Annotated in this window: 7 protein-coding genes; 4 read left to right on the forward strand and 3 right to left on the reverse strand. The window is 72.1% G+C overall.

Features of this window, described 5'->3' with window-relative positions; all coding sequences use genetic code 11:
- The 3 genes from lnt to VGD85_RS11010 all read left to right on the forward strand — a co-directional run.
- On the forward strand, nt 1–1,074 hold a 1,074-nt coding region (gene lnt, locus VGD85_RS11000), incomplete at its 5' end, for an apolipoprotein N-acyltransferase (RefSeq protein WP_331063480.1).
- On the forward strand, nt 1,067–1,828 hold the full coding sequence (locus VGD85_RS11005) for a polyprenol monophosphomannose synthase (protein WP_331063481.1): 762 nt from the start codon (nt 1,067–1,069) through the stop codon (nt 1,826–1,828). The genes lnt and VGD85_RS11005, both read left to right, overlap by 8 nt.
- Before the next feature lie 8 nt (nt 1,829–1,836).
- The gene (locus tag VGD85_RS11010; RefSeq protein WP_331063482.1) at nt 1,837–2,289 is read left to right on the forward strand and encodes an FxsA family protein; all 453 of its coding nucleotides are present in this window, start codon (nt 1,837–1,839) and stop codon (nt 2,287–2,289) included.
- A 19-nt stretch (nt 2,290–2,308) separates the two neighbouring features.
- On the opposite strand, the gene VGD85_RS11015 is transcribed toward VGD85_RS11010, so the two are convergent.
- The 3 genes from VGD85_RS11015 to VGD85_RS11025 all read right to left on the reverse strand — a co-directional run bounded on the left by VGD85_RS11015 (nt 2,309) and on the right by VGD85_RS11025 (nt 5,042).
- On the reverse strand, nt 2,309–2,692 hold the full coding sequence (locus VGD85_RS11015) for an RNA polymerase-binding protein RbpA (protein WP_331063483.1): 384 nt from the start codon (nt 2,690–2,692) through the stop codon (nt 2,309–2,311).
- Between the two features lie 167 nt (nt 2,693–2,859).
- On the reverse strand, nt 2,860–4,236 hold the full coding sequence (locus tag VGD85_RS11020) for an MFS transporter (RefSeq protein WP_331063484.1): 1,377 nt from the start codon (nt 4,234–4,236) through the stop codon (nt 2,860–2,862).
- Nucleotides 4,233–5,042, reverse strand: a complete 810-nt coding sequence (locus VGD85_RS11025; RefSeq protein ID WP_331063485.1) for a glycerophosphodiester phosphodiesterase — start codon at nt 5,040–5,042, stop codon at nt 4,233–4,235. Before VGD85_RS11025 ends, VGD85_RS11020 begins: the two co-directional genes overlap by 4 nt.
- Nucleotides 5,043–5,104: 62 nt before the next feature.
- Between VGD85_RS11025 and VGD85_RS11030 the strand changes: the two genes are divergently transcribed.
- Nucleotides 5,105–5,377 carry a zf-TFIIB domain-containing protein gene (locus VGD85_RS11030; protein ID WP_331063486.1) on the forward strand — a complete coding sequence of 91 codons (273 nt, stop codon included), beginning with the start codon at nt 5,105–5,107 and terminating at the stop codon, nt 5,375–5,377.
- Nucleotides 5,378–5,500 lie beyond the last annotated feature (123 nt).

Raw genomic sequence — 5,500 nt, forward strand, 5'->3', positions numbered from 1 at the left:
GCCCGCGAGCAGCGGCTCGCCGCGGGCCTCCTGATCGCCCTGGTCACGGCGACCGCGCTGCCCGTGGCCTTCCCCTGGTCGGCCGAGACCACCGGCGAGGCGACCGTCGCTGCGGTGCAGGGCGACGTCCCCGGCAACGGCGACGACATCCTCTACGACTTCCGGCAGGTCACCCAGAACCAGGTGGACGTCACCGTCGGCCTCGCCCGCGACGTCGCGGCGGGCGCCGTACCCCGGCCCGACTTCGTGCTCTGGCCCGAGAACTCCACCGCGATCGACCCGTTCCGCGACGCCCGGACCAACAGCGCCATCCGCGCGGCCAGCGCCGCCATCGGTGTGCCGATCCTCGTGGGCGCCATCGTCGACGCCGGCCCCGAGCACGTGCTCAACCAGGGGATCGTCTGGGACCCCGTCACCGGTGCCGGGGACCGGTACACCAAGCGCCACCCGGTGCCGTTCGGGGAGTACATCCCGGCGCGGGACTTCTTCACGCGGCAGTTCGGCCGGCTCGCCGAGATCCCCCGGGACATGCTCAGCGGCACCCGCTCGACCCCGCTGCGGGTCGCGGGCATCGAGGTGGCCGACGCGATCTGCTTCGACGTGGCCTACGACGACGGGATCTACGCCCAGGTCGGGCGCGGCGCCCAGCTGCTGGTCGTGCAGACCAGCAACGCCACCTTCATCCACACCGACCAGATCGACCAGCAGTTCGCGATCACCCGGCTGCGCGCGATCGAGACCGGCCGCTGGCTGGCGGTCGCCTCGACCAACGGCGTCTCCGGCATCATCGCCCCCGACGGCGGCGTGGTCGCCAGCGCGGCACCCCGGACCCAGCGCGTCCTGGTCGAGCAGGTGGGTCTGGTCGACTCCGTCACCCCGGCGGTCCGGCTGGGGGCGTGGACCGGTCGGTTCCTCATCGCGCTGACCGCCGTTGGTCTGCTCGTCACGTGGTGGTCAGGTGGTGTCCCGTATCGTCGGAGGCGGGACCGGCAGCGGGCCGAGGACGGCCGGGCAGGCTCCGCCGTCACCGCCGCTGCCCCGACAGGGAGTGGAGGGCGAGCCGCAGGTGAGTGAGCGCAGCATCGCGGGGCTCGGGCGGGTCGTCGTGGTGATCCCGACCTACAACGAGGCCGACAATCTCGCCTGGATCGTCGGCCGGTTGCGGGCCGCGCAGCCCGATGTCGACGTCCTCGTGGTCGACGACGGCTCCCCGGACGGCACCGGTGCCATCGCCGACGACCTCGCGGCGACCGACGCGGCCGTCTCGGTGGTCCACCGCACCGCCAAGGCCGGCCTGGGCGCGGCGTACCTGCACGGCTTCCGCGTCGCGCTCGACGCCGGCTATGACGTGATCGGCGAGATGGACGCCGACGGCTCCCACCAGCCCGAGCAGCTCGACCGGCTCCTCACCGCTCTCCAGGGCGCCGACCTGGTCATCGGGTCCCGCTGGGTGCCCGGCGGGTCGGTCGTCAACTGGCCGCTGCGCCGCGAGCTGCTCTCGCGCGGCGGCAACCTCTACGTCCGGCTGCTCCTAGGCGTCTCGGTCCGCGACGCGACCGCCGGCTTCCGGCTGTTCCGGCGCACCACGCTGGAGAAGATCGACCTCGACTCCGTGGAGTCGACCGGCTACGTCTTCCAGACCGACATGGTGACCCGCACGCTCGGCGCCGGCCTCACCGTCCGTGAGGTGCCGATCGAGTTCGTCGAGCGCGAGCGCGGTGACTCCAAGATGAGCGGCGCCGTGGCCGCCGAGTCGCTCCGGCGGATCACCGCCTGGGGCGTGCGCGAGCGGGCGGCCCAGCTGCGGCGGACCCGGCGACGCCGATGAGCCGCCCGGTGACCGGGCGGCGCCGGCCCGTGGCCCTGGCCCTGGTGCTCGCCTTCGTCGTGATGCCGCTGCTGGAGATCTACGTGATCGTCCAGGTCGGCCAGGCGATCGGCGCGCTGTGGACGATCCTCCTGCTCGTGGTCGACAGCCTCGTCGGTGCGTGGCTGGTGCGCCGCGAGGGCGGACGGGCGTGGACGGCGCTGCGTGAGGCCCTCGCCAGCGGCCGGATGCCGACGCGCGAGCTGGCCGACGGGGCGCTGATCCTCATCGGGGGCACCCTGATGCTCGCGCCCGGCTTCGTCACCGACGCCGGGGGCCTGCTCCTGGTGCTGCCGCCGACCCGTCCGGTCTTCCGCCGGCTGCTGGCGACGCTGGTCGGGCGGCAGGTCCTCCTCAACGTGACTCGCCCCGGACCCGGGCCCGAGGGGCCCGTCGTCCGGGGCGAGGTGGTCGACGAGTAGCGGTCGACCCTGGCCTCCGTCAGGAGACCCGGCGCTTCTTCTGGTTGGACCGGTGCAGGTGCGCCGGACCGATCTCCCCGTCGCGGAGCAGCTGCAGCCGCTCCTTGAGGATGTCCTCGAGCTCCTTCTCCGAGCGACGCTCGAGCAACATGTCCCAGTGGGTGCGGGCCGGCTTCTCGGCCTTCGCCTCAGGCTGGATGCCCGACACGCTCAGTGCCTCAGCACCGCAGCGCGGGCACTCCCAGGTCGCGGGCACCTCGGCCTCGACCGACATCGTGATCTCGAACTCGTGCCCCTGCGGACACCGGTAACCCACCTGCTGGCGAGCCGCGAACTCGATGCCGCGCTCGTCCTCGAAACTCTGGCCCCCGAGCCGCGCTCCACGCAACGTGCGCTCCGCCATTGAGCCACCTCCCGAATTCTTTGTCCCCCGTGCGTTGACCGAGACGGACGAACCCCGTGTTCGTGACACCGGACTCCGGGATGTCGTGTACCCAGCCGGACGACGTCTCAACCCGTTCAACGGTACTGGGGAGGGGAACATTCCGAGAATCGCGGACGTGGTCGCCCTCACACCACCTGGGGGAGCGGGTTGCCGGCCTCGCGGATGCCGCGCTCCGGGTCCACCCGGAGCAGGAACGCGATGCCGACCACGAAGAGCACGACCAGCGCCAGCAGCGCGGGACGGTAGGAGTCGGTCCACTGGTGGACGAGGCCGAAGATCAGCGTCCCGATCCAGCTCGTGCCCCGCTCACAGGCCTGGTAGAGCGAGAAGTACTCCGCCTCGCGGCCCCGCGGGATCAGCTGGCTGTAGAACGACCGCGACAGCGCCTGGGTGCCGCCGAGCACGATGCCGATGCCGAAGGCGAGCAGCAAGAACAGCGGCAGGCTCCCCTCAGGCGTCAGCCAGCCCGCGACCACGACCGCCAGCCACACGAACAGGCCGGCCAGGATCACCTGGTAGGCCCCGCGGCTGCGCGCGAACCGGCCGAACCACAGGGCACCCAGGATGCCGACGAACTGCACGACCAGGAAGGCCAGGAGGACCGTGCTCTTGGCGAACCCCAGCTGCTTCTCCCCGTAGACGGAGGCCGCGTAGATCACGGTCTGGATGCCGTCGTTGTAGAACAGGTAGGCGACCAGGAACGTCAGCGTGACGGGGTAGCGCCGCAGGTCCTTCAGCGTCCGCCACAGCTGGCCGAAGCTCGCCTGGAGCAGGCCGCCCGGCTCGGCCACCGGGTTCACCGGCGGCCGCGACCGGATGCCCCGCACGGGGATGATCGTGAACACCGCCCACCACAGCCCGGCGCTGAACAGGCTGATCCGGACCGCGAGCTCGGTGTCGTCGCTCATCACCGTGAGCAGCCCGAAGTTCAGCGCGAGCAGCAGGCCTCCACCCAGGTAGCCGAGCGCCCACCCCCGTGACGAGACCCGGTCGCGGTCGTCCGGTTCGGCCACCTCGACCAGCAGCGCGTCGTACACGACCAGGCTCGCGCCCAAGAACAGCGTCGCCAGCAGGAGGAGCACCGCGCCGAGCTGCCAGTTGCTGCCGGCGACCAGGAACATCGCCATCGCCATGGCGCTGCCGGTCCACGCAAACCCACCGAGCAGCCGGGGCTTGCGGCCGCTGCGGTCGGCGATCGCACCGACGACCGGCAGCACGAACGCCGAGAGGATCGTCGTGGCCGTGACGATGTAGAACACCAGCGACCCCGCCGAGACGTCCACGCCGAGCGCGTGCAGGTCGGTGGTGCACTTGTAGCCCGCGTCCTCGTCGGTCGCGCGGCCGCAGGCGGCCTTCTCGGCGACCGAGGTGAGGTACGGCGCGAACAGCACCGCCGCGGTGGTCGTCACGTAGGCGCTGTTGGCCCAGTCGTACCAGTACCACGCCTTCTGCTCGCGCGCCCGGCGCAGCGGCCCCAGGTCCGCGATCCCGCTCGACGTCATGTCGTCTCCCGCCCCTGGTCGCGCCACTGGTCCCGCTCGACCAGGACGGACTTGAGTATGTCGGTCCGGTCGGTGAACAGGCCGTCGACGCCCCGCTCGAGCAGCTCGTGCATCTCCTCGGCCTCGTCGATCGTCCAGACGTGGACGTGCCGGCCCACGGCGTGCGCGCGGCGGATCAGACCGGTGGTCGCGATGGTGATCCGGCCGCGCCGGTGCGGGACCTGCAAGGCCGCGGACGCGGGGCTGAGGAGCGCAGCGAGCCGGGCACTGGGCACGAACCGGAACAGCGCGATCTCCGCCGGGGTCGCGGCGGTCGGCACCCGACCCCCGGTGAGCGCCCGGAACCGGCGGGTCCGCCGGGGCGAGAAGGACCCGACGAGCACCCGGTCCCAGAGCTCGCGCTCCGCGATCAGCTCCGCGAGCGCCGAGACGGCGCCGTCGGACTTCAGGTCGATGTTGAAGCGCGCCTCCGGGAACGCGTCGACGAGGTCGGCGAGCGTCGGCACGGACTCCCGGCCGCCGACCAGCGCCCGGCGTACCTCCGCGTGGGTGAGCGCGGCGATCTCGCCCCGATGGTCGGTCACCCGGTCCAGCACCGTGTCGTGGAACGCCAGCAGCACCCCGTCGCGGGTCACGTGGACGTCGGTCTCCAGGTAGTCGTAGCCGAGGTCCACCGCATGACGGAACGCCGCGAGGGTGTTCTCGAGACCCTCGATCTCGGGGTGGTAGGCACCCCCTCGGTGCGCGAAGGCCAGCACGGGACCGGGATCGTCGAGGTAGGCGAACCCGGTGCGCGGCGTGTCCACGAGGTGCAGTAAACCCGACCCGGGTGCACCGCCCGGCATCCGGCGGGCGGTAGCGTCCTTCCATGGAGACCTTGACCTGCCCCCGCTGCGGCGCCGAGATGGTCACGCGCACCCTGGCCTCGTCCCTGGACGACGGCGGGGTCAGCCAGTGCCCGGACGGGCACGGCGTCTTCTTGGCCCGCGCCGACCTGGGTGCGCTCATCGAGGCCGAGAACGACTGGCACCGCCACGCCGGTCAGCACACCGCGCCGATGCCCCGCATCACCGCCGACATGACCGCCCCGCCCGTCGGCAAGCCGTCCCCACGGGCCTGGGTGGAGACCCTCTTTGAGTGACCCACCCCGCCGAGTCGGCGCCAGTTTCCTCGTAAGGCGTGCCGAGTCGGCGCCAGTTTCCTGGCTGCGGGTTGTCGGGCGTGCCGAGTCGGCGCCAGTTTCCGGGTGGCGCCTACGGCGCAT

Source organism: Nocardioides sp. (assembly GCF_036401255.1).
Classification (GTDB): Bacteria; Actinomycetota; Actinomycetes; order Propionibacteriales; family Nocardioidaceae; genus Nocardioides.